General features: G+C 45.8%; 19 protein-coding genes and 2 rRNA genes. 11 read left to right on the top strand and 10 right to left on the bottom strand.

Annotated features, from left to right (window positions below; translation table 11 throughout):
* The 11 genes from QMD03_08110 to QMD03_08060 all read left to right on the top strand — a co-directional run.
* Positions 1-101, top strand: a 23S ribosomal RNA gene (locus QMD03_08110); the annotation flags it as partial.
* A gap of 66 nt (positions 102-167) precedes the next feature.
* A 5S ribosomal RNA gene (gene rrf, locus QMD03_08105) occupies positions 168-284 on the top strand.
* Between the two features lie 108 nt (positions 285-392).
* Positions 393-1,163 carry a YebC/PmpR family DNA-binding transcriptional regulator gene (locus tag QMD03_08100; GenBank protein ID MDI6777182.1) on the top strand — a complete coding sequence of 257 codons (771 nt, stop codon included), beginning with the start codon at positions 393-395 and terminating at the stop codon, positions 1,161-1,163.
* Complete coding sequence (gene ruvC, locus QMD03_08095; GenBank protein ID MDI6777181.1) at positions 1,138-1,692, top strand: crossover junction endodeoxyribonuclease RuvC; 555 nt, start codon at positions 1,138-1,140, stop codon at positions 1,690-1,692. The genes QMD03_08100 and ruvC overlap by 26 nt, the downstream gene beginning before the upstream one ends.
* A gap of 129 nt (positions 1,693-1,821) precedes the next feature.
* Positions 1,822-2,430, top strand: coding sequence for a Holliday junction branch migration protein RuvA (gene ruvA / locus QMD03_08090; GenBank protein MDI6777180.1), 609 nt, complete (start codon positions 1,822-1,824; stop codon positions 2,428-2,430).
* A 96-nt stretch (positions 2,431-2,526) separates the two neighbouring features.
* Entirely contained in the window at positions 2,527-3,579 is a 1,053-nt protein-coding gene (gene ruvB / locus QMD03_08085; GenBank protein ID MDI6777179.1) for a Holliday junction branch migration DNA helicase RuvB, read from the top strand.
* A 68-nt stretch (positions 3,580-3,647) separates the two neighbouring features.
* On the top strand, positions 3,648-4,181 hold the full coding sequence (locus QMD03_08080; GenBank protein MDI6777178.1) for an epoxyqueuosine reductase QueH: 534 nt from the start codon (positions 3,648-3,650) through the stop codon (positions 4,179-4,181).
* A 302-nt stretch (positions 4,182-4,483) separates the two neighbouring features.
* Positions 4,484-5,413 (top strand): UDP-3-O-acyl-N-acetylglucosamine deacetylase, encoded by a 930-nt coding sequence (gene lpxC / locus QMD03_08075; GenBank protein ID MDI6777177.1) that lies wholly within the window; start codon positions 4,484-4,486, stop codon positions 5,411-5,413.
* A 146-nt stretch (positions 5,414-5,559) separates the two neighbouring features.
* Positions 5,560-6,237 carry a DUF4390 domain-containing protein gene (locus tag QMD03_08070; GenBank protein MDI6777176.1) on the top strand — a complete coding sequence of 226 codons (678 nt, stop codon included), beginning with the start codon at positions 5,560-5,562 and terminating at the stop codon, positions 6,235-6,237.
* Positions 6,234-8,450 carry an ATP-binding protein gene (locus QMD03_08065; protein MDI6777175.1) on the top strand — a complete coding sequence of 739 codons (2,217 nt, stop codon included), beginning with the start codon at positions 6,234-6,236 and terminating at the stop codon, positions 8,448-8,450. Before QMD03_08070 ends, QMD03_08065 begins: the two co-directional genes overlap by 4 nt.
* A gap of 44 nt (positions 8,451-8,494) precedes the next feature.
* Positions 8,495-9,862, top strand: a complete 1,368-nt coding sequence (locus QMD03_08060; GenBank protein ID MDI6777174.1) for a sigma-54 dependent transcriptional regulator — start codon at positions 8,495-8,497, stop codon at positions 9,860-9,862.
* A gap of 21 nt (positions 9,863-9,883) precedes the next feature.
* Here QMD03_08060 and QMD03_08055 read toward each other — a convergent pair whose 3' ends face one another.
* The 10 genes from QMD03_08055 to QMD03_08010 form a co-directional block, all read right to left on the bottom strand.
* Positions 9,884-10,897, bottom strand: coding sequence for a lysylphosphatidylglycerol synthase transmembrane domain-containing protein (locus tag QMD03_08055; protein ID MDI6777173.1), 1,014 nt, complete (start codon positions 10,895-10,897; stop codon positions 9,884-9,886).
* Between the two features lie 48 nt (positions 10,898-10,945).
* Complete coding sequence (locus QMD03_08050) at positions 10,946-11,356, bottom strand: DUF3568 family protein (protein MDI6777172.1); 411 nt, start codon at positions 11,354-11,356, stop codon at positions 10,946-10,948.
* 51 nt (positions 11,357-11,407) lie between these two features.
* Positions 11,408-12,463 carry a molecular chaperone DnaJ gene (gene dnaJ / locus QMD03_08045; protein MDI6777171.1) on the bottom strand — a complete coding sequence of 352 codons (1,056 nt, stop codon included), beginning with the start codon at positions 12,461-12,463 and terminating at the stop codon, positions 11,408-11,410.
* Positions 12,464-12,582: 119 nt separating this feature from the next.
* Entirely contained in the window at positions 12,583-13,479 is an 897-nt protein-coding gene (locus tag QMD03_08040; GenBank protein MDI6777170.1) for a phosphoribosylaminoimidazolesuccinocarboxamide synthase, read from the bottom strand.
* A gap of 19 nt (positions 13,480-13,498) precedes the next feature.
* Positions 13,499-14,128, bottom strand: coding sequence for an MBL fold metallo-hydrolase (locus tag QMD03_08035; GenBank protein MDI6777169.1), 630 nt, complete (start codon positions 14,126-14,128; stop codon positions 13,499-13,501).
* Positions 14,129-14,193: 65 nt separating this feature from the next.
* Positions 14,194-15,573, bottom strand: a complete 1,380-nt coding sequence (gene rsmB, locus QMD03_08030; protein ID MDI6777168.1) for a 16S rRNA (cytosine(967)-C(5))-methyltransferase RsmB — start codon at positions 15,571-15,573, stop codon at positions 14,194-14,196.
* 14 nt (positions 15,574-15,587) lie between these two features.
* Positions 15,588-17,792 carry a primosomal protein N' gene (gene priA, locus QMD03_08025; GenBank protein MDI6777167.1) on the bottom strand — a complete coding sequence of 735 codons (2,205 nt, stop codon included), beginning with the start codon at positions 17,790-17,792 and terminating at the stop codon, positions 15,588-15,590.
* 207 nt (positions 17,793-17,999) lie between these two features.
* Positions 18,000-18,173, bottom strand: coding sequence for a hypothetical protein (locus QMD03_08020; protein MDI6777166.1), 174 nt, complete (start codon positions 18,171-18,173; stop codon positions 18,000-18,002).
* A 278-nt stretch (positions 18,174-18,451) separates the two neighbouring features.
* Positions 18,452-18,610 carry a hypothetical protein gene (locus QMD03_08015; protein ID MDI6777165.1) on the bottom strand — a complete coding sequence of 53 codons (159 nt, stop codon included), beginning with the start codon at positions 18,608-18,610 and terminating at the stop codon, positions 18,452-18,454.
* A 143-nt stretch (positions 18,611-18,753) separates the two neighbouring features.
* Complete coding sequence (locus QMD03_08010; protein MDI6777164.1) at positions 18,754-18,945, bottom strand: hypothetical protein; 192 nt, start codon at positions 18,943-18,945, stop codon at positions 18,754-18,756.
* Positions 18,946-19,011: the final 66 nt, after the last annotated feature.

The raw sequence follows: 19,011 nt of genomic DNA, 5'->3' as shown, positions 1-19,011 counted from the left end.
GACTGAAGACCCCTCATAGACCATGAGGTTGATAGGTCAGGTGTGTAAGCACAGTAATGTGTTGAGCTAACTGATACTAATCGGTCGTGAGGCTTGACCATAATATTTTATATATAGCGCACAGGCTTGCATTCATGATATGTAATTTTTACATTATTAGATGATATCTCGGTGGTGATAACGGAGAGGACACACCCGTTCCCATTCCGAACACGGAAGTTAAGCTCTCTGGTGCCGATGGTACTGCACGGGTGACTGTGTGGGAGAGTAGGGAGCTGCCGGGAATAAATTAACCCCTTCAATTGTGGAGGGGTTTTTTTATTTTACAAAATGGCCACCTTATGTTATGTGTTTCCGTAACTACCAAAAATCTTTTCCGGAGACAGGATGGCATGTCAGGTCATTCTAAATGGAGCACAATAAAGAGGAAAAAGGGGTTAGCAGACACAAAACGCGGGAAAATATTCACAAAACTAATCAAGGAAATAACCCTGGCAGCAAGACTTGGCGGCGCCGATTTAGAAGGAAATGCACGCCTGAGGCAGGCGATTATGGCTGCGAGGGAAGAAAATATGCCGAAAGACAATATTGACAGAGCGATTAAAAAAGCTGTTGGTGAAGGAGATGGCGCTACGAATTATGAGGAAGTTACCTATGAGGGATACGGCCCAAGTGGTGTGGCTGTTTTAGTAGAAACGATGACGGACAATAAAAACAGAACCGTAGCGGAAATCAGACATATCTTCGCAAAACATGGGGGAAATCTCGGTGAAAATGGTTGCGTGTCCTGGATATTTAAAAAAAAGGGAAGCATTGTATTTGATAAAAAGACCGTAAATGAAGACATGTTGATGGAAGTAGCCCTTGAAGCGGGAGCGGAGGATGTGAGGGAGGAAGAAAGCGAATTGCAGGTTATTACAGATCCTGTATCATTTGAAGATGTCAAGAGAGCGCTTGATAGTCGGGGACTTAAATATATTGAAGCGCGGATCAGCATGATTCCCCAGAATACAGTCAGGTTAGATCCGGGAAGGGCTGAACAGATGCTCAAACTTATGGAGAAATTGGAAGATAATGACGATGTACAGAATGTTTATGCCAATTTTGATATACCCGATGATGTTATGGAAAAATTAAGTGAAGGTTCCCTTTCCCGTCTGTGAGGGTGGGGCTGATGGCTGTTCGCTGACTGCTGATAACAGTGTTATGAGAGTATTAGGAATAGATCCCGGCACTAAGGTCACTGGATACGGTGTGGTTGAAAAGCAAGAGAATAACATTGTGAATATCGTGCACGGAGAGGTCAGGCCAGGAAAGGGTGCACCTCTGTCAAGGTGTTTGGTCACCATATATGATCAGCTTATGGAGGTCGTAGAAAAAACAACACCTGATGCTGTCGCTATAGAAGATATCTTCTATGGGAAAAATGTCAAAAGCCTTATAAAACAGGGTGAGGCGAGGGGGGTGGCTATTCTTGTGGGTTCTCACAAGTGTATCCCGATTTTTGAGTATACACCCCTTGAGATCAAAAAGGCTGTTGTCGGGTATGGCCGGGCTGAAAAAAGCCAGATCCAGTATATGGTCAAAACTATCTTGCATCTTTCCGAATTGCCACCGCCAGACGCCTCCGATGCTTTAGCGGTCGCCATCTGTCATGCAAACTTTTTAAGATCATCTCCAAAAAAGTTATAAGGATTCAAGGGGTCAAGGATTCGAGTGAAGCGAAGAAGGTCATATTTTATAGAAAAAAATTTGAACCCTAAAATCCTTATACGACGTACGACATATGACATATGACATACTCACCAGAGATACCTTGAGATGATTGCCCGTATAAGCGGCACCTTAATTTATAAACACGTAACCCATGTAGTCGTTGATGCCCATGGGATAGGGTACCGTGTATTTGTCCCCTTAACTACATTCTATGAACTTCCCGACATCGGTCAGCCTGTTAATTTGAATATCCATACCCATGTCAAGCAGGACTCAATAAATCTTTTTGGATTTTGTACCAGTGAAGAAAGGGATATCTTTCAGTTGATGATTTCGGTCACCGGTATTGGACCCAGACTGGCCATGAATATCCTTTCCGGTATTTCTGCCAGAGAGTGGATCAGGGCCGTCTCTCAGGGAAATCTGAACTGCCTGGTAAACATACCGGGGCTTGGAAAGAAATTGGCCCAAAGATTGATCCTTGAGCTTAAAGATAAAGTAATGAAACTCGGTGCGAATGAGGTGATAGGTGAGCCTGGTGGTGAGATGACAGCAGATGAGCTGGTGAAAAAAGACGCCCTGTCAGCCCTGATTAATCTTGGATATAAAAGCCATAAGGTCGGAGAACTCATCGAGAGGGTCATCAATGAATCTAAAGAGGCATTGACCCTGGATGTTCTCTTGAAGAAGACACTGAAAATTTTGGCCGGTTGAAGTCGTCGTACGTCATACGTCATACGTCATACGTCATAAGTCATAAGTCGTTGACATACGACATACGACTTATAACTTATAACAAAGGATGTTTTAATGAACCTGGTAACGAAGAAGAATTGTCTCTTGTCCCCCGCGGGCATTGGAGAGGAAACAGGTTACGAGCTTTCCCTCCGCCCGAAAAACTTTGCGGAGTATGTGGGACAGGAAAAGATAAAAAATAATCTGTCTATATTTATCGAGGCTGCAAAGCAGAGAAATGAGGCGCTTGAACACGTTCTCCTCTACGGCCCTCCCGGTCTTGGGAAAACCACTCTTGCCTACATTGTGGCCAGGGAGATGGGGGCTGATATTAAAGTAACCTCAGGTCCTGTGATTGAGCGGCCAGGGGATCTGGCAGCAATCCTGACCAATCTAAATGAACATAATGTCCTCTTTATTGACGAGATTCATCGTCTTTCCCATGTCGTCGAGGAAATATTATACCCGGCCATGGAAGAATATCATCTCGATATCCTTATCGGTCAGGGACCGTCTGCACGCTCGATGAAATTAGAGATACCAAAGTTTACCTTAGTAGGTGCAACGACAAGGGCCGGACTGCTGACCTCACCCCTGCGTGATCGATTCGGTATGAGTTTCCGATTAGAGTTTTATATGCCTTCCGAGCTTTCCGTTATTATCAAAAGATCGGCAAAAATATTGTCCGTTAACCTCGATGAGGAAGGAGCTCACGAGATGGCGCGGCGTTCACGTGGAACTCCCCGGATAGCAAACCGTCTTTTAAGAAGGGTGAGGGATTTTGCCCAGGTAAAGGCAGAGGGGATAGCCTGCATTAGCAGAGAAGTGGTTATTCATGCCCTTGAAATGTTGGAGGTAGATCACAGGGGATTCGATCACATGGATCGAAAGATATTATTGACGTTAATTGATAAGTTTGACGGGGGGCCTGTGGGGATTGACAATCTATCGTCTGCCATCGGTGAGGAAAAGACCACGATCGAAGATGTCTATGAACCATATCTGATCCAGGAAGGTTATCTCCAGAGAACGGCAAGGGGAAGGATTGCCACAAAGATAGCCTACGAGCATTTTGGAAAACCATGGACGGGATCAAACCAGAGAGACCTCTTCTCTCAATGGAATTAAAATAAGTCAAAAATAAGATAAGCATTCAACGATCGGCCCTCTCAATTCATACATCGGAACTAACTTCGGTGAAGATTCTATTACATATCTGCTGCGCCCCCTGCACAATATACCCCTTAAAGATACTAAGGTACGACGGGTATGAGGTCTCTGGCCTATTTTATAATCCCAATATCCATCCCTATCTCGAATATAAGAGGCGTCTCGATACTTTAAAAGAGTATGCCAATAGGGAAGGGTTAAAGATCATCTGGACAGAGGAATATCACCTGGAAGATTTTCTTAGAAGTGTTGCCTTTAGAGAAAAAGATAGATGCCGGTATTGCTACTATGCGCGTTTGAAATATACGGTTGATATTGCGAGGGCAGAACGGTTTGACGTATTTACGACAACCTTGCTCTACAGTAAGTTTCAAGATCATGAGATGATTAAAACTATTGGAGAGAGTCTGGCAAAAGAGTATGGGCTAAGGTTCCATTATCACGACTTTCGGGAAGGCTGGGCGGAGGGAAGAGAAATTTCCCGGGAGCTTATGATTTACAGACAGTCATATTGCGGTTGTATCTATAGCGAGAAGGAAAGGTTCTATCGTGGATCTTAAATAAGTGTTCAGCGATCGGCCCTCAGTTTTCAGCGAAAACAGGAAGATTAGTGAGGTGCTTTTTAAAAAAGTGTGTCGCCTCTGACACAGGTGATGAAAGTTTCATTCTTATTTTGGTTGTAAGGATAAACGGCTTGTAAATAAAAAAGCCTGCGTTTTTAATGTATTGTGTTTATGATGGAATCAGGTGATTACCTCTCCTCAAAAACGGTATAAAAATTGCTTAAAGTAACGACTAGTTTTAACTATAAAAAGTAAGATTTTGCAGCCACTCCCCTCGAATCGTCGCAATAGTAATGACTATGTGTTTACAGAGAACAATTAAACAGGAAATAGGGTGTAGAAGTATTGGCTTGCACTCGGGTAGAAGAGTCAGTATGACGATTAAACCTGCCGGGGTTGATGAGGGAATTGTTTTTGTTCGCAAGGATTTGCCAGGCAATAACAGGATAAAGGCCTTCCTTGAAAATGTCTCTGATACCAGATTGGCAACAACCATCGGCATAAACGGGGTGAAGGCTTCAACCGTTGAACATTTACTTTCTGCCTTCAGCGGTATGGGTATTGATAATGCCGTTGTGGAGATTGATGCACATGAAGTTCCCGTCATGGATGGGAGCGCCCTCCCTTTTGTCACTATGTTGAAGGACGTTGGCATAGAGGTTCAAGATAAGTGCAGGAAATGGTTAGTCATAAAGGAGAAAGTTTATGTCTCTGACGGTGTGGGTACGGCCATGTTTTTACCCTCCCCAGAATTCGAGATTACTTATAAGATTGACTTTGAACATCCTCTTATTGGCCAGCAGTCTTATCATACGACCTTTTCCGAGGCAACCTACGAGAGGGAAATCTGTGCCGCGCGAACCTTTGGCTTTCTAAGAGATGTTGAATATCTCCAGGCAAAAGGGTTGGCATTAGGTGGTTCTTTACAAAATGCCGTTGTTCTTGATGACAGGAAGGTGATCAATAAAGAAGGTCTTAGATACCCGGATGAATTTGTAAAACATAAAATCCTCGATGCCATTGGGGACCTGTCACTCCTTGGTATGCCAATAATCGGTCATTTTGTTGCTTATAAATCGGGACACACATTGAACAATCTTTTTCTTAAAGAGCTTTTAGCTCATAAAGAGAAGTGGAGTATCGTAAGTTTTGAGAGAGATGATATCTCGGATGATTTTATTTACAATAATATCCCATCTTTTAGGAGCGTCAGTGCCATTCGCTCTTAGTCCTCCGCCATATAAATCAAAGTAATTCCCTCCTTTCCCCTTCCTCTGTATAAGCCTTTCAGAAATTGAACTTGCTTTTTAGTGTACAGTTTCTTAGTATATCTGGCAAAGGATCAAAACAATAAAAAATATACCTTGATGCTTCGATGAGAGAGTTTCGGAACTTAGGAAGTGAGTTTTCACTTTTGACCTTTATCAGTTTGAAATCCTGTCATATTTCAAAAGGCGAAAAGAGAAGTTTATTATGCCCCCCAATATTGTTCTTTTTCGCCATATTTCTTATCTGCTGTCTGTTCCCCGGTTTCCTCTCCTGTTCCCACCAAGAGAAGGATGCAAAGATCACAGACTTTCTGGTTACCAGTAGTGCGGAAAATGTAGTGGTTTATGCAAGGGTAATAAACTGTTTCACAAAGGATATGGAATCGGCCATCCTGGCAGGCGTTCCGACTACATTTACTTTTTTAGTTGACCTCTATCAAAAGCGGACACACTGGTTCGATAAAAAAATATCCCGGCTGGTTATAACCCATACGATTAAATACGATAGCGTGAAAAAAACGTTCAATGTTTCCTCAACCAATGGACAAGAGCCGTCAGGGTTTCAGGATTTTGATAGTGCCAAGCGGGCTATGGCGGAATTAAATGGGGTCGTTGTTGCACCCATCAGGCACCTGAAGAAGGATAAAACATATTACATCCTGGTAAAGGCAAAAATGGAGAAGGTACGTCTCCCTCTGCATATGGAATATGTGTTTTTCTTCATTTCCCTGTGGGATTTTGAAACCAACTGGTATAAACAGGAGTTTGTTTATCGTTCGGGATGAGAAGTCATCGTCATATAGAAATTGATGTTGAGGAATCGAGGAAACGGCGGAGAGAACGTATCATCATTGTTGTCCTCTTCTTTGTAGTCGTTCTTGCTACTTTTCTTGAAAGTTACCTGTTCCGCAGAGAAGATGTCCTTTCTCTTCCGAACAATGTATTCATCTTTGGCTTGATAAATATCAACATTATTCTAATTATTTTTCTCGTTTTCTTAATTGTCAGGAATGTTGTCAAGCTAATCTATGAACGAAGACACGGGATCATCGGTTCAAAGCTGCGAACAAAGCTCGTAACAGCCTTTGTAAGCTTGTCTCTGATTCCTACAGTTTTTCTCTTTTTGATCGCCACCAACTTTCTTTCCTATAACATAGACAATTGGTTCAATATAAAGATAGGAGATACCCTTAACAAAACCCTCGAAATTGCCCGGCTCTATTACCAGCAAACAGCCGAACATGCAAAACATTATGCAAGACAGATCAGTTCCGATATTACGAAAAATCGCCTGTATGAACGGGAAAGAACAGATTATCTGAGAACCCTGATAGAACAGAGGCAGGAGAGCTACAGATTGGGTATAGTTGGAGTATATTTTGATAATCGAGAAGAAAATCTGATCATCAAGGACAGGGGAAACCCTGATATCTGTCCTCTTTCTCTATCTCCTAAGATTCTTGAAGACATTTTTGTGGGGAAGGAGACTTCAGCTATACAGTCGTCAGATGTTGGAGATTTAATCAGCGGCTTGACTCCTATCTATTCCTATCTTAGTCCCAAGGAGGTCATTGGCGTAGTTGTTGTCAGTTACTATATCCCTAAATCGTTAGTTGATAAGATGGCTGCTATTTCCAAGACATCAGAGAGATACAGACAATTACACCTGTTAAAAAATCCCATCAAACTCAGTTATATCATTATACTTTTTATTGTAACCCTCTTGATCATTTTTTCCGCAACCTGGTTTGGACTCTTTCTGGCCAAGGGTATAACGGTTCCCATCCAGGACCTGGCAGAGGCAACACGTAAAATAGCCCAGGGAAATCTTGACTACCGTATAAATATCAAGGCCGATGACGAGATAGGCATTCTTGTTGATTCTTTCAACCAAATGACGGAAGATTTAAAGAAAAGCAACAAAGACCTGGAGCAGGCCAATATAGATCTTGACCAGCGGAGAAAATACATGGAAACAATCCTCCGGAACGTATCTGCAGGTATTGTTTCTGTTGATAAAGACGGCGTTATCACAACCGTCAACAGTGCGGCGGAGAAAATGCTTGGTATAAAGACGGAAAAAGTCCTCAACAGGTGTTATAGAGATGTTTTATACCCTGAACATATGGTTTTGGTTAATGAATTGCTTAGAGAAATGAGGGTGCGCGGGGATGATTTTGTAGAGAAACAGATCGAATTAGCGCTTAAAGACGGGAAATTGATGGTTTTAACGACAGTAACCGTAATAAAAGATGATGATAACAATGATCTCGGTATGGTGGTGGTTTTTGAGGATCTTACACAACTTCAGATGGCGGAGAGGGCAGCGGCATGGCGCGAGGTGGCAAGAAGGATAGCCCATGAGATAAAAAACCCCTTGACACCGGTGCAGCTTTCTGCCCAGCGGTTGCAGAAAAAGTATGGCGCAAAATTGGGTGATGATGACCCCGTGTTTTATGAATGCACCAGGACGATCATCAATCAGGTTGAGGTAATGAGAAAACTGGTCAATGAGTTTTCCCTCTATGCGCGGATGCCGGTTACCAACCTTTTTCCCAACGATCTTAATGAAACTATAAGAGATTCTGTTCTTCTCTTTCAGGATGCCCATAAGGATATACATTTTGATCTTCAGCAGGGGACGGATATACCAAAATTAAATCTTGATCCGGAACAGATAAAGCGAGTTATGATCAATCTTTTGGATAATGCCGTTGCCGCAGCGGGTGGAAAAGATGGTCGCATCGAAATCAGGACCTCTTATGATGAGACCCAGCGAAGGGCCAGGGTAGAGGTTGCTGACAATGGTCCTGGTATACCTGCCGGCTATAAGATGAAGATGTTTGAACCCTACTTTTCCACAAAGAGGTCCGGGACAGGTCTTGGACTTGCCATTGTGAATTCGATTATATCGGATCATCATGGTCATGTAAGTGTGAGGGACAATAGTCCGACGGGAACCATTATTGCCATCGAACTGCCGGTAACTCAGGGGTGAGGGGGCTGAAAAGCTAATGATGTAATGGGTATTGTGTAGATCTTATGAATAAAACAATACTGATTGTAGATGACGAGAAGAGTATCTGTAAGTCTCTGGGAGCTGTTCTAAACGATGAGGGGTACGATGTCCTGACGGCAGGGAGTGGGGAAGAGGCACTAAAGATTATCAAAGAGGAGTTTCCCTTTCTTATCTTCCTCGACATATGGCTTCCGGGGATAGATGGAATTGAGACTCTCAAAATAATTAAGACTGAAAATCCCGAGATACGGGTGGTGATGATTTCGGGCCACGGAACAATTGAAACGGCGGTCAAGGCAACGAAGCTCGGGGCTTTTGACTTTATTGAAAAACCCCTCTCCCTGGAAAAGGTGATCCTCGTTGCCAATCATGTCTCGGACATGATCCGTTTAGAAGAGGAAAATGTACTATTAAAACAGAAAGTTACCCGGGAGTACGAACTTACCGGTAACAGTGGGCCGATTCAGGAATTAAAAGAGATGATCAGCCTTGTAGCCCAAACCAATGCCTGGATTTTAATCATGGGAGAAAATGGCACGGGGAAGGAACTCGTTGCCAGGTCAATCCATTGTCAGAGCAAAAGGGCACAGAAACCATTCATTGAGGTCAATTGTGCTGCCATACCGGAAGAATTGATAGAAAGCGAGCTTTTTGGCCACGAAAAAGGGGCCTTTACCGGAGCTACAGAAAAAAGGAGGGGAAAGTTTGATCTGGCTAATGAGGGAACGATTTTTCTCGATGAGGTGGCCGATATGAGTCTGAAGGCTCAGGCAAAGATTCTCCGGATCCTCGAGGAAAAAAAGTTTGAGAGGGTAGGTGGATCCAAGCTTATTGCCACGGATGTTCGGGTACTTGCCGCCACCAACAAGGATCTTGAAAAGGAGATGGAAGAGGGGAGGTTCAGGCAGGATCTCTACTACCGGCTCAATGTTATTCCTTTAAGAATTCCCCCCTTAAGGGAGAGGAAAGAGGACATTCCTCTCTTAGTGATGCGCTTCTTGAGGGAATTTGCTCTGAAAGAGGGAGAGACTGAAAAATCAATGACGGAAGATGCCCTGGCCGTATTAATGGAGCACAACTGGCCCGGGAATGTAAGAGAATTAAAGAACATTATTGAACGGTTGGTTATCATGACCCCCTCAGATGTAATTTCTGGGAGTGATATCCCTCCCTTAGTTAAGGGAAGTCAAAATGTTGCTTGGGATGATTCGTGGTATGCTGTAAATTCTTACCGGCTGGCAAAGATGAATTTTGAAAAGCAATATCTTGCAAGAAAACTGCAGGAATATGAAGGAAATGTTTCCAGGACGGCGGAGGCTATTGGTTTGGAGCGGAGCAATCTCCATAGAAAAATTAAAAACTACGGCTTGGAAGTAAAAAGTGGCTCCTGAGGGCTTCACAGGAAGTCTACCTTAACCGGATAGGTTACCGCTACTGTTTCCTGTTCCCTGATCTTTGGAAAGCTGGAGGTTGAGACCGGAGAGGGGAAATTTATTAAAGGGTAAAAATATCAGTCCCAGGATGATCACGATCCCGATGGACAGGAAATGATAGATGACGGCGAAGGTAAAAGCATCTGTGCGGGGAATGCTGAACAGACCGAGCCCCAGGACACAGAAGAAATGCCAGTTTCCGATAAATCCCGGCGCGGTGGGGATGGTAATTCCGATAATGAGAATAATCATCAGGACAAAAGCAGCGACAGGAGGCAGATGGAAACCGAAGGCGAAGAAGAGGATATAGATCACCAGAACCCCCATCAGCCATATTATGCCGGACAGGAACATAACATAGAGGAGGGCTCGGGTATGGGTGATGATTTTAAACCCATCTATAAAGTGATGGATTAAACGGTTTAGTTTGTGGGCGTACCTGTCCGGTAGTCGGTTAAGAAGGGGAGCTATGGCCTTAAAAGACGCCTCACGTTTGACGATCATGAAGACCATCATGGCCAGGATGGCCATGATGATTAAAAAGAAAAAGATACTTGCCTCAGTCAACCAAGAGGGCAAGGGTATGGAGAAAATAACGAAAGCGGCCATGATGAGGATCGTGAAACTGTCAAAGACACGTTCCACAAAGATAGTCCCCAGGGCAGCGGTCATCCTGATGTTGCTTTTTTTTGAGATGAGATAGGGTCTTGCCAGTTCACCAAGCCTTGCCGGTATAGCAACGATGGCTAAAAAACCGAGACTTGTTACAGAAAAAAGTGAGAGTTGATCAACCTTTTCTATAGGGCTCAAGATTACCCCCCACCGCAGTGATCTCAGTACTTGTATCAAAAGTATGAGTATCAAGACCGGAGGGATGTATCTGTATCTGACGGCCGTCAATCCGTCGGCAACGTCCTCAAGGCGAATCCCCCTGACAGCCAGGTAAATCAGGAGGGCACTTAACGGAATACCCACAATCATCTTTTTCTTCATCAGTTGGTCCCGGGTCAGATGGCAACGGAGTTACCATTTCAGGGTCGATCAGTTATAGCTTTTGGGGGAGAGATTGTCACTTATTTTGTCGTGTAAAAGCTGTGACGAGAGCTTATTGCCGAGCAGTCCGACCCGTATAGCTACGGTGGTGACATCTTTTGCCTTATACCTGACCGTGAACTGAACCTTTTCGTCGTTAATGGTAGCAGAGATGGTTCCCCTGCCGATCTCCTTGTACGGCACAACATTCACACCACGCATGTCTGCCACGGTTTTTTCACAGGCAGTCCATACCTTTTCAAAGGAAAAGTAATAGTCTGTCTTCAACTCCCCATTGATATAAAGGTAGGTTCCCGAACCTGCGCCCACTGCGGCACCACCAACCGCCAGGGCCGCGCAACCGGAAACGAGAAAAATACCCATAAACAAAAATAAAAACCAGTTTTCTCTCCTTAGCATAATCTTCCCCCTCCATGTAAATTTAGTAGATGAATTGCCCATTGTCTGGTGTTACTCGCCGTTTAGTTTAGCAAATTCTCTGAGGAGTTCCTCCTGTTTCCTGGTCAGACTGGTGGGTATCGTAACCACCGTCTCAATGATCTGATCTCCTCGCCCGAATCCCTTCAGATGAGGGACACCTTTTCCTTTCAGACGAAACATCTTGCCACTCTGGGTTCCTCTCGGAATCTTTAACTCTTCAGAACCGTTTAAGGTGGGTACCGATATGCTTGCCCCCAGGGCTGCCTGAACAAAGGAAATGGGAATCTGGCAGTAGACATCATCATCTTTTCTTGTGAAAAATTCGTGGGGTTCTACCTGAATAAAGACATAGAGATCGCCATTTGCCCCCCCGATTGCACCCTGTTCTCCCTCACCCCGCAATCTCAGGCGTGAACCGGTATCTACCCCGGCAGGTATCTTGAGATGAACGGTTTTTGCGCATTTTGCCATGCCCATTCCTTTACATACCTTGCATGGATCGGTGATGACCCTACCCTGGCCCCGGCACTGGGGGCATGTGGTGCTTATACGGAAGAATCCACTGGTTTGGATCACCTGACCCCTTCCCTGGCAACGGTGGCAGGTCTCGGGAGCCTTCCCTGGTGTAGCGCCAGTGCCCCCACAATTTTGACACCTCTCATATTTTTCTACTTCTATAGAAGTGGAGGTACCAAAAGTGGCGTCCATAAATGATATACGAAGATCATAACGGAGATCAGCCCCGTCACGTGGAGCTGTTTTTGATCTTGACCGGAAGCTGCCAAACTCGAAGACGTCTTCAAAGATAGTGCTGAAACTGGAAAATATGTCTTCGAATCCTGAAAATCCCTTAAATCCGGCTCCACTTAACCCTTCATGGCCGTACCGGTCGTAGATCTCTCGTTTTTCTCTGTCCATTAAGACCGCGTAGGCCTCCGCCGCTTCCTTGAAGCTCTCCTCCGCTTTTTTATCTCCCGGGTTTCTATCCGGGTGGCACTGCATGGCCAATTTTCTGTAGTTTCTTTTTATCTCATCTTCCGAGGCATCTCTCTGTACACCAAGGACTTCATAGTAACAACGTTTCATGCAACTTTCCTATTTTCCTCCGCGGCAATGATTTCTCTGATCTTTTTCAATTTTTAACCAACAGATAACCCCTACCCCCAAAATAATAACCTCCTCTTCCCGTGTCAAGGTTTGTATATTTACCTGACCGGAAGCCTTACGAGGCGATTCAGGGCTTCCTCATATTTTTCCCTGGTCTTTTCAATGATTTCGTTGGGGAGTTCCGGGGCAGGTGGTTTCTGGTTCCATTTGAGGGAGAGAAGATAGTCTCTCAGGAATTGCTTGTCGAAACTTTTCTGCGACCTTCCTTCCCTGTAATCGTCTACGGGCCAGAATCTTGAGGAATCAGGGGTAAGCAGTTCATCAATGATAATCGTCTCATCCTCAACAATGCCCATTTCCATCTTGGTATCCGCGATGATGATTCCCGCTTCAGCGGCAATTCTCGCTGCCCGCTTATAAATAGCGAGACTGGTTTCAACAATCCTCTCTGTAAGCCCGCAACCGATAATATCTTCCATATCGTCTCTGGTGATGAGCATATCGTGCTCCCCCTCCGGGGCCTTAGTGGAGGGGGTAAACAGTGGCTCGGGAAGTCTGGAGGACTCCTTTAATCCATCGGGGAGCCTGATACCGGAGACGGTTCTATGCCGGCAATAGTCTTCCCAGGCTGAGCCGCTCAGGTATCCTCTTACGATGCATTCCACGGGAATGGGCTTTGCTTTTTTTACCAGCATGCTTCTTTCCCGCAGGCATTCTCTGTAAGGAGCGCATTTACCGGGAAATGCAAGAGGATCCACGGAAACAAGGTGATTTCCAATGATATCTTCCATCTTTCTAAACCAGAAGACAGACATGCGGGTAAGAATCTCCCCTTTCCCCGGAATGGGATTCCTCATAATCACGTCAAAGGCGGAGATCCTGTCGGTGGCTACAATAAGGAGGTAATGGTCCAATTCATAAATATCACGAACCTTTCCCCTGGCAAATAATTTTAACCCTTCAAAGTTTGTCTCCATCAAAACTGGTTTATTCATTGCCTATTTCTTGCCTCTTCTATCTTAAAAAGGGGTTGTATCTTTTTTCATGTTCAATTGTTGAGGTCGGCATCCTTCCGTAGTTATGTCCCGGTAGTACCATCGTTTCCTCAGGTAGTGTAAGCAGCTTGTCATGGATGGAGCGAAACATCACATCCCATGAACCTCCCGGAATATCTGTTCTTCCCACGGCCTCCACAAAGAGGGTATCACCGGTGAAGACATATCCATCTGCGTAGAGGGCAATGCCTCCCGGGGAGTGCCCGGGGGTATGGATGACCTTTAGAGAGACCTTTCCCACGGTAATGTAATCTCCGTTTTTAACGATAATATCGGCTGGTGGGGATTGCTCTGCCCCAAACATGGCGAGGATCATGGCCGGTGTGGAGACAAGCATTTTAGCGTCACCCTCATAGATGATAATTGGTGCCCCTGTCTTTTCTTTCATTTCTTTATTGCCCGATGTATGATCCACATGGCCGTGGGTGTTGACGATATATTTGATTTTAATATTGTTTTTATTGGCTGTGGCGATGATACTATCAACATTCCCCGCGGGATCAATGACTAATCCTTCTCCGCTTTCCTGGTCGCCGACAATGTAGGCAAATACCGCCAGCTGACCGACCTCCATCTGTTTCAAAAACATACCAACCTCCGTCTGAATTCTTTTACCATGCCCCTACCATTTTGGCTCTCTGGAGTCAATTTATTTCACCCCTTTCTGGTCAGTTGTTCCGTCCCCCGCTTTTTTTCGAGTACAGCAGCAAAGAAACCGTCTGTTCCGTGGTGATGCGGATCGGTCCGGAAAAATCCTCTATCATCAACCATTCGTCCGCTAATTGCACCCGGTGGTTGCAGGCAGCGAAAATCTTCGTGATAGCTGAGAAAATCCTCGATGACATTTTCGTTTTCCTCAGGCATGAGGGTACAGGTACTGTAAACGAGAGTCTCACCCTTTTTTACACAGGGGGCAGCGCTTTTTAACAGGCATTTCTGAAGAGATGCAAGGTTTTTAACATCTTCCGGGGAAATACGCCATTTTATTTCCGGATTCCTTCTCAGGGTACCGAGACCGGAACAGGGTGCATCAACGAGAACCCTGTCGAATTTCTCCCGGAAGGCATCTCCCAGATCATAAGTAGCATCGCCTATCATGGTATCCACGATGGTAATCCCTAATCTTTTTGTTGTATCCCGTAACGATGCAACCTTCTGGCCTCTTATATCAAGGGCCAGTATGCTGCCCTGATTACCCATAATTTCAGCAAGATGGGTGGTCTTTCCCCCCACGCCGGCGCAGACATCAAGTATGGTCTCTTCCGCCTTCGGGGCGACGAGATGGGCGATCAACTGGGAGGCCTCATCCTGTACTGAGATCAGACCCTTTTGATAACAGGGTATCTCCCTCGGCGGTATGTGGGGATTTGATAGTATCACCCCGTCAGGGGAAAACTCGGTTGCCCTTACGTCAAGTCCGTCATGGCGCATCTCTCCGATCACTTTGTCCCGTGTTGTTTTCCATCTGTTTACCCTCAAGGTGAGAGGGGGTATCTCGTTGTTTGCCGCGCAGAGCGCCATGGTCCGGTCAGTACCGAACATTTCTATCCATTTCTTCACGAGCCAGAGAGGATGTGAATGAACAAGGGAGATGTAGAGAGATGGGTCCTCCTCCCTTCCGGGGTATATGAGCTTGTCCCTCTTACGGATGACATTTCTCAAAACGGCATTTACCAATCCCGACCTTGCTGGATGTAAGCTTTTGGCTATCTTGACAGCTTCGTCCACGATGGCAAACCCCGGGATCCTGTCGGTGAACATAATCTGGTATAGTCCCGTTCTCAGGATATTTTTTAAACCTGTCTCCATATCCGCGAGATCACCCCGGTAGAGTTGTCCTATAATCCAGTCTACGCGACCTCTCATCCTCAGGGTGCCGTAAACAATATTGGTAAGGAGTTTCCTGTCAGGGAGATTATCCGGAAAATCAGAGAGGAATGCATCTAAAAGAGGTTCGGCAAAGGCGCCGGTTTCTTCTATGCGGTTCAAAATTTCCACGGCTATGAGCCGGGGCGTTTTTTTCATCGTCAACATTTTTATCTTCTCTTCTACATGAAGTTTACCGGATCCACATCCACCTTGACATCTAAACCGCCTCTCCTGGATCTTGTCAGTAGATCCTTGGTCAGGGTATGAAGTATCCCGATATCCTTAGCCTTCAAAAGGAGCTGCCACCGGTACCTCCCCCTGATCCTGGCGATGGGGGCCTCTGCCGGGCCGATGACCTCTACTTTCCCCGCTAAATTGTTGATCTTAGAAAGATCTCTCACGGTTTTCCTGAGGTTTTCGATACCCTTTATGCCCTGCTCTTTTTTTAGACTCTGGATGTGCAGGACAACGATACGGGAGAAAGGGGGATAGAGAAGAACCTGCCTCAGGGGGAGTTCATCTTCGTAAAATCCGGTAAAATCATGATCTTTTGCCCTTCTGATGGCATAGTGATCGGGATTGAAGGTTTGAACAATCACCCTTCCGGGTGAATCACCCCGTCCACCCCTTCCTGAGACCTGGGTGAGTATTTGAAAGGTCCTCTCCGCAGCCCTGAAATCGGGGATATTCAGGGATGTATCGGCCGATACAACACCGACAAGGGTGATAGCCGGAAAGTCATGTCCCTTGGTAATCATCTGTGTACCGACGAGAATGTTTATATCCTGCCTGTGGAGGGCTGAAAGTATCCTCTCATAGGCCCCCTTCCGGGCCGTTGTATCGCTGTCCATCCTCCCGATGCGGGCGTGGGGGAAGATGTTTTTTACCTCCTCCTCTACCCTTTCCGTTCCCACACCGTAACTGGAGATGCGGCTACCGTGACAGCCGGGACAGAGGGGAGGGGCCTTGATTGCATAATCACAGTAATGACATTGCAGAACACCGGGGTGGGCGTGGTATGTCATAGACACAGCGCAATTCGGGCATTTAAAGACATGGCCGCAGTCAAAACAGAGCATAAAGGTACTATAACCCCGCCTGTTTAAAAACAGGAGTGTCTGTTTTTCCCCTTTGATAGCATCATGAATCGCATCTTTCAGAGACCGGGACAGGAGAGGCACTTTTCCTCTTTCATCTCTTTCCCCCTTCATATCAACGACATCCACCTGCGGCAGCGGTCTGTTTTCCACCCTTTCAGGCAACGAGAGGTAGTTATATTTTTTTATCCTCGCATTAAAATAGCTCTGGATTTCCGGTGTGGCAGAGCCAAGGATAACAACGGCAGAATTTAGTTTTGCCTTTACGATAGCCAAGTCCCTGGCGTTGTACCTCAGCCGGTCCTCCTGTTTGTAGGAGGTGTCATGCTCTTCGTCCACGATGATCAACTTTAAATTCCTCACCGGTGCAAACAGGGCGGAGCGGGCACCCGCAACCACACTGACCTCTCCCCGTTGTATCCGTCGCCACTGGTCATACCGGACATTCCTTGATATACCGCTGTGGAGCACTGCGATCTCGTGGTCCTGAAACCTCCCGTTAAAACGACCCAGCAGTTGAGGTGTGAGGGCTATTTCCGGGACGAGGAAGATCACCCCTCCCTTTAACCGGAGCGTTTCTTCCATGGCTTTGAGATACACTTCTGTCTTGCCGCTTCCCGTCACGCCGTGGAGAAGATAGGTGGAAAATCGGCCGGAGGAGATGCCTTTCATGATCTCCTCAAGGGCTGTTTTCTGGTTATCGTTCAGGACGATATGCCGGTCATTTTTACCGATATCAGAAGTTATGCCGGCGGATCGCCAGACCTCTTTTTCGGATACTAAGACAATTCCCTTTTTTTCCAGGCTCCTGATCAGAGAGGAGGCATTCTTGAAAGTTTGACTTATGATGGTGAGGGGGGCCGCCTTACCGCGCAACCTGAGAAAATTGATCAGTCTGTCCTGTTTTCCCGTCAACTTTATGGGTGGTGTGTTTTCCGGGTGCAGGGCGATGATCTTTTCTTTTTTCAGGACAACTTCACCTCCGGGCAGGATCTCGGCCAGTGTTTTACCGAGGGGATGGATATAGTATTGGGATACCCACTGGTAAAAACTTAGGTCATCTTCATTGAAGAGGGGTTCAGGATCCAAGATGGAGATAATCTCTCTGAGATCAATATCTTCACAGGTGGCAGCGGATGTTTTTTCTATGACGTAGCCGGTCAGCCTTTTCTTTCCGAAGGGGATGAAAACCCGTTTACCCGTGGTGATTTCCTTTTTTAGGGCTTCAGGGACGGCATATAAAAAGGTCTTCTCCGACGGGATATTAATGGCAACCCTGACAAACATTGTGTTTTGTCCGTGTTTGTATGTAGTGTTTTTCTTTAAGGAAAATTCCGGGTAAGAATAGTTTTGTGGATAAAAGAAGTTGCTGAAAGCAATTTGGGGGAAATCTTTGATTTTCCTTTTATCCGCTGTGTTATCTGCCGTTGCGGGCAACGTTCAAGGCTAAAAGAAGTTGCCTAAGGCAATTTGAGCAAAGTGAAACAAAGCCTTTTAACCGCTGTTAGACGCAGTGACCGTTCGCTTCTTCCCTTCTCTTCGAAGTCCAGATTTCCTCTCAATGTACTCGATCTGCTGTTTCGGGGTCATCCCCTTCATTTCCTCACTCATCCGATCGCGGATATCCCGCATCATCTTGACCGCATCGAAGATATTATCCTTCTTCATAATAGTAAACCTTCCGTGGAGACCGGATTTCCAATTGTGGATAACCACGCTTCAAATTCACGGCATTGAAGGTGCGAATCCGGCTCCACTTCACAATGTGCTGAAAGTTCCAGCTCACCAATATATCAACTCGTTGGACGGTCGCAATGGCAATATGCTGCGCGTCTACGCGATGGGCATCACCTATTACACCCTCTTGGATATAAACCTCTGCGAGCGAAACTGCCTCCTCGTCCAACTTTTGAAGAGCCGGTTGCCCCAAAAGAGCACGCACATCCTCAAGGGGCCTGGAGCACTTCTGCAATTGTGATATTGGAGATCACCGCCCGGAACCGATCTGCTTCGAAATCTGCGAAAAGGCATTCTGAATGCTCCTGAAACTCTTCATCCCAGTACCCTCCAATGACGGAGGTATCGATGTATACTCTGGGAATCATCCTGTCCTCATGGGTCAGCCATTGCACCCAACGGTTCGAGTGCTTGAGAAGGGCGAAGCCTTTGGGTGTTAACCTCTAAATAAATGGTCGCTGTCGCCATTTTCAATACATTTCCTCGATCGCTCTGATCAGTTTGGTCCGTTTCATGCGACAGCGAGATCTCCGACACGGTGAACATACGGAATGGCATCGCTACTAAGATCAGCGTATATATCCCGCAGATTTTCTTTCAGTTCTTCGAGTGTTTTCCCCTGCGTTCGGTAGTCAGGATACTCTTCAAGCCAGCCTATCCACATATCTTCGTCTTTGTAGTAGATGAACTTTTTGGTTTCCATTCGATAATCCCCTTTTTATTGTCCCCCTCGGGGATTGGGAGAAAAACCCTCGCCTTCAGGCGAAGA

Source organism: Syntrophales bacterium, from assembly GCA_030018935.1.
GTDB lineage: Bacteria > Desulfobacterota > Syntrophia > Syntrophales > CG2-30-49-12 > CG2-30-49-12.
Note: the sequence above shows the minus strand (reverse complement) of the source record. Positions and strands in the feature narration are given on the sequence as shown.

Coding starts and splice junctions, on each gene's coding strand:
- QMD03_08100 (MDI6777182.1), top strand. CDS start 393: ATGTCAGGTCATTCTAAATGGAGCACAATAAAGAGGAAAAAGGGGTTA.
- ruvA (MDI6777180.1), top strand. CDS start 1,822: ATGATTGCCCGTATAAGCGGCACCTTAATTTATAAACACGTAACCCAT.
- ruvB (MDI6777179.1), top strand. CDS start 2,527: ATGAACCTGGTAACGAAGAAGAATTGTCTCTTGTCCCCCGCGGGCATT.
- lpxC (MDI6777177.1), top strand. CDS start 4,484: ATGTGTTTACAGAGAACAATTAAACAGGAAATAGGGTGTAGAAGTATT.
- QMD03_08070 (MDI6777176.1), top strand. CDS start 5,560: ATGAGAGAGTTTCGGAACTTAGGAAGTGAGTTTTCACTTTTGACCTTT.
- QMD03_08065 (MDI6777175.1), top strand. CDS start 6,234: ATGAGAAGTCATCGTCATATAGAAATTGATGTTGAGGAATCGAGGAAA.
- QMD03_08060 (MDI6777174.1), top strand. CDS start 8,495: ATGAATAAAACAATACTGATTGTAGATGACGAGAAGAGTATCTGTAAG.
- QMD03_08055 (MDI6777173.1), bottom strand. CDS start 10,897: ATGAAGAAAAAGATGATTGTGGGTATTCCGTTAAGTGCCCTCCTGATT.
- QMD03_08050 (MDI6777172.1), bottom strand. CDS start 11,356: ATGCTAAGGAGAGAAAACTGGTTTTTATTTTTGTTTATGGGTATTTTT.
- dnaJ (MDI6777171.1), bottom strand. CDS start 12,463: ATGAAACGTTGTTACTATGAAGTCCTTGGTGTACAGAGAGATGCCTCG.
- QMD03_08040 (MDI6777170.1), bottom strand. CDS start 13,479: ATGAATAAACCAGTTTTGATGGAGACAAACTTTGAAGGGTTAAAATTA.
- QMD03_08035 (MDI6777169.1), bottom strand. CDS start 14,128: ATGTTTTTGAAACAGATGGAGGTCGGTCAGCTGGCGGTATTTGCCTAC.
- rsmB (MDI6777168.1), bottom strand. CDS start 15,573: ATGTTGACGATGAAAAAAACGCCCCGGCTCATAGCCGTGGAAATTTTG.
- priA (MDI6777167.1), bottom strand. CDS start 17,792: ATGTTTGTCAGGGTTGCCATTAATATCCCGTCGGAGAAGACCTTTTTA.
- QMD03_08020 (MDI6777166.1), bottom strand. CDS start 18,173: ATGAAGAAGGATAATATCTTCGATGCGGTCAAGATGATGCGGGATATC.
- QMD03_08015 (MDI6777165.1), bottom strand. CDS start 18,610: ATGATTCCCAGAGTATACATCGATACCTCCGTCATTGGAGGGTACTGG.
- QMD03_08010 (MDI6777164.1), bottom strand. CDS start 18,945: ATGGAAACCAAAAAGTTCATCTACTACAAAGACGAAGATATGTGGATA.